This is a genomic window from Streptococcus oralis (assembly GCF_001579175.1).
GTDB classification, from domain to species: Bacteria; Bacillota; Bacilli; order Lactobacillales; family Streptococcaceae; genus Streptococcus; species Streptococcus oralis_O.
The window spans coordinates 153,760-157,552 of record NZ_KQ970759.1; the positions used below are offsets into that span (position 1 = coordinate 153,760).

Below are 3,793 nucleotides of genomic sequence, written 5' to 3' on the forward strand. Positions count from 1 at the left end.
ATACAGCTCAGGATATGCTGTCTGATGGCTTGTTGGCGCTGGACCCGGGACACTATATCGAAATTCTTTTTGTCGAAAAAATTGCAACACTTCTTGCCCAATGGAAGGCAGAAAAGGATTGGACCATTGATATCATACCTAGCCAAGCATCGACCAATCCTTTCCACCATATCTAGTTAGGAAGTGAAGACAATGAAAAAAGTTGCCATTATTGGAGCAGGGATTGTGGGGGCATCAGCTGCCTACTACCTCTCGAAAGAAAGTGACCTAGAGGTGACCGTTTTTGACCATGGACAAGGTCAGGCTACCAAGGCAGCAGCAGGAATTATCAGTCCTTGGTTCTCCAAACGCCGCAATAAAGCTTGGTACAAGATGGCGCGCTTGGGAGCTGACTTTTATGTGGATTTGTTGGCTGATTTAGAAAAGTCTGGCCAGGAAATTAACTTTTACCAACGTTCGGGAGTTTTTCTCTTGAAAAAGGATGAATCCAAGCTTGAAGAACTCTATGAACTAGCCCTCCAGCGCAGAGAAGAGTCTCCCTTGATAGCCCAGTTAGCCATTTTAGACCAAGCGTCTGCAAATGAATTATTCCCTGGTTTGCAGGGATTTGACCACCTGCTCTATGCTTCTGGTGGAGCGAGAGTAGATGGCCACCTCTTAGTGACTCGTTTGCTGGAAGTCAGTCAAGTCAAGTTAGTCAAAGAAAAAGTGACTCTGACTCCTGTATCAGCAGGCTACCAGATTGGCGAAGAGGTGTTTGAACAGGTTATTTTGGCGACGGGAGCTTGGTTGGGGGACATTTTGAAACCTTTAGGATATGTGGTAGATGTTCGTCCCCAAAAGGGACAACTACGAGATTATCAATTTACCAAAGATATGAAATCTTACCCGGTTGTCATGCCAGAAGGGGAGTGGGATTTGATTCCTGTTGCAGGTGGGAAATTGTCCCTAGGAGCTACCCATGAAAATGATATGGGATTTGACTTGACGGTAGATGAAACCTTGCTCCAACAAATGGAGGAAGCAGCCTTGCCATACTACCCAGCCTTGGCTGAAGCTACTATAAGAGGTGAGCGAGTAGGAATCCGTGCCTATACCAGTGATTTTTCTCCATTTTTTGGGCAAGTTCCAGACTTAGAAGGTGTCTATGCAGCTAGTGGACTAGGGTCATCAGGTTTGACAACAGGCCCTATCATTGGTTACCATCTAGCCCAATTGGTTCAAGATAAGGAGTTGACCTTGGACCCAGTAAACTATCCAATTGGAAACTATGTCAAACGAGTAAAAAGCGAATAGAATTTTACTGAAATTTTAGCCTACCCTCTAGGATGGCAAATGACATTCCCTATCAAAAATGATAAAATAAGAAAAAATAATCCGAGAATCGAGGAAAAAAGATGCAAGAAAAGATTTTGGTAACTGGCGGTGCTGGATTTATCGGAACCCACACTGTTATTGAATTGATCCAAGCAGGTCATCAAGTCGTTGTGGTGGATAATCTTGTCAATAGCAATCGTAAGAGTTTAGAAGTTGTTGAAAAAATTACAGGAGTTGAGATCCCTTTCTATGAGGCAGATATCCGTGACACAGATACCCTCAGAGATATTTTCAAGCAGGAAGAGCCGACTGGCGTCATTCACTTTGCTGGTTTGAAGGCTGTTGGTGAATCAACACGTATCCCTCTTGCCTACTACGACAACAATATTGCTGGAACAGTAAGCCTTCTAAAAGCTATGGAAGAAAACAACTGTAAGAACATCATCTTCAGTTCTTCTGCGACAGTCTACGGAGATCCTCATACAGTGCCAATCCTAGAAGATTTCCCACTTTCAGTGACCAATCCATATGGCCGTACCAAGCTCATGCTAGAGGAAATTTTGACCGACATCTACAAGGCTGACTCAGAATGGAATGTGGTCTTGCTTCGTTACTTCAACCCAATCGGAGCGCATGAAAGTGGAGACTTGGGAGAAAATCCTAATGGAATTCCAAACAACCTCTTACCTTATGTTTCACAAGTAGCAGTGGGCAAACTAGAACAAGTACAAGTTTTTGGAGATGATTACGATACGGAAGATGGGACTGGTGTTCGTGACTATATCCATGTCGTAGACCTAGCCAAAGGTCACGTTGCAGCTCTACAAAAGATCCAAAAAGGTTCAGGCCTTAACATTTACAACCTTGGAACAGGTAAGGGCTACTCAGTTCTTGAAATTATCCAAAACATGGAAAAAGCGGTGGGACGTCCTATTCCATACCGCATCGTAGAACGCCGCCCAGGTGATATCGCTGCCTGCTACTCAGATCCTGCAAAAGCCAAAGCTGAACTGGGATGGGAAGCAGAACTCAGTATCACGCAAATGTGTGAAGACGCATGGCGTTGGCAAAGCAAGCATCCAAATGGATTTGAAGACTAAGATGATGATCTCAATCATTGTCCCATGTTTAAACGAAGAGGAAGTACTTCCTCTTTTTTATCAGTCTGTTGAAGCACTGCTTCCAGAATTGGGAGCAGAGATCGAGTATGTCTTTGTGGATGACGGGTCTAGCGATGGAACCTTAGACTTGCTAAAGGCCTATCGGATGCAAAATCCTGCGGTACGTTACATTTCTTTCTCGCGAAATTTTGGGAAAGAAGCAGCTCTGTATGCAGGCTTGCAGCATGCAACTGGAGACATGGTGGTCGTGATGGATGCAGACCTCCAGGATCCTCCTAGTATGTTGCTCGAAATGAAGGCCTTACTAGACCAGAATGCAGACTTAGACTGTGTTGGGACACGGAGAACCAGTCGGGAGGGAGAACCCTTCCTTCGTAGCTTCTGTGCCGATCTCTTTTACCGCCTCATGCAAAAAATTAGCCCAGTAGCCTTGCCCTCGGGTGTCCGTGATTTTCGGATGATGAGAAGGTCTGTGGTGGATGCTATTTTAGCCTTGACAGAGTCCAATCGTTTTTCTAAGGGTCTCTTTGCCTGGGTTGGTTTTCGAACGCACTATCTTGACTATCCAAATGTCGAAAGACAGGCTGGCAAGACCAGTTGGAGTTTTGGGCAGCTCTTTTTCTACTCGATTGAAGGGATTCTCAACTTTTCAGATTTTCCCTTGAGTATAGCCTTTGTAGCGGGACTCCTATCTTGTTTTCTTTCGTTTGTGATGACTGTTTTTGTAGTGTTTCGGACTCTTATCTTAGGAAATCCCACATCTGGTTGGACCTCTTTGATGGCTGTCATTCTCTTTCTTGGAGGGATTCAACTCCTGACCATTGGGATTCTAGGCAAGTATATCAGTAAGATTTATTTAGAGACCAAAAAAAGACCACTCTATCTGGTCAAAGAAAAAAGTGATCTTTCTATTTTTGAAGGAAAAAATAACCGAAAAAGACTATAAATTTACCTAGAAATATGCTAAACTAATAGATAAAGGGGTTAAAGTGATAAAACGAATCTACAATATCAATCTCCCTTTTAAACTATGACGGATCTTTTAGAAGTGCACGTGTAGGACAATTTTTGATGGCCTCCAGAACATCGCTGGTCTCAGTGATTTCTCTTTGTAATTCAACTGGATCATCATAAAAGCGAACGATTCCATTATCGTGATAATCAAAGAGTTCAGAATAGGTTTGGCAAAGCCCACAGGCGATGCATCGTTCAGGTATAAGTGTGAGTTTCATATTTATATTGTAATAAGAAAGTTTAAAAAATACAAGGAGTAAGGTATGGAAAAAGAACCATGGCAAGAAGATATTTATGAAAATACTGAGGAAGAATCAAGATCGGAACGTCGTCACCGTAAA

General features: G+C 43.2%; 4 protein-coding genes and 2 pseudogenes. 5 read left to right on the plus strand and 1 reads right to left on the minus strand.

What is annotated here, in order from left to right:
- From SORDD24_RS11460 to SORDD24_RS00790, 4 genes and pseudogenes are all read left to right on the plus strand, one after another.
- Positions 1–176, plus strand: a pseudogene (locus SORDD24_RS11460) (Nif3-like dinuclear metal center hexameric protein); the annotation flags it as partial.
- A 16-nt stretch (positions 177–192) separates the two neighbouring features.
- On the plus strand, positions 193–1,296 hold the full coding sequence (locus SORDD24_RS00780) for an NAD(P)/FAD-dependent oxidoreductase (RefSeq protein ID WP_061406658.1): 1,104 nt from the start codon (positions 193–195) through the stop codon (positions 1,294–1,296).
- Positions 1,297–1,397: 101 nt separating this feature from the next.
- A complete protein-coding gene (gene galE, locus SORDD24_RS00785; RefSeq protein ID WP_061406660.1) occupies positions 1,398–2,417 on the plus strand; it encodes a UDP-glucose 4-epimerase GalE in 1,020 nt (339 codons plus the stop codon).
- Position 2,418: 1 nt separating this feature from the next.
- Positions 2,419–3,384: a glycosyltransferase family 2 protein gene (locus SORDD24_RS00790; protein ID WP_061407846.1), complete on the plus strand. Its 966-nt coding sequence runs from the start codon at positions 2,419–2,421 to the stop codon at positions 3,382–3,384.
- Between the two features lie 82 nt (positions 3,385–3,466).
- On the opposite strand, the gene SORDD24_RS10705 is transcribed toward SORDD24_RS00790, so the two are convergent.
- Positions 3,467–3,670, minus strand: a complete 204-nt coding sequence (locus tag SORDD24_RS10705) for a ferredoxin (protein WP_009755186.1) — start codon at positions 3,668–3,670, stop codon at positions 3,467–3,469.
- Positions 3,671–3,715: 45 nt separating this feature from the next.
- On the opposite strand from SORDD24_RS10705, the pseudogene SORDD24_RS11465 reads away from it, so the two are divergent.
- Positions 3,716–3,793: pseudogene (locus SORDD24_RS11465) on the plus strand (LysM domain-containing protein); the annotation flags it as partial.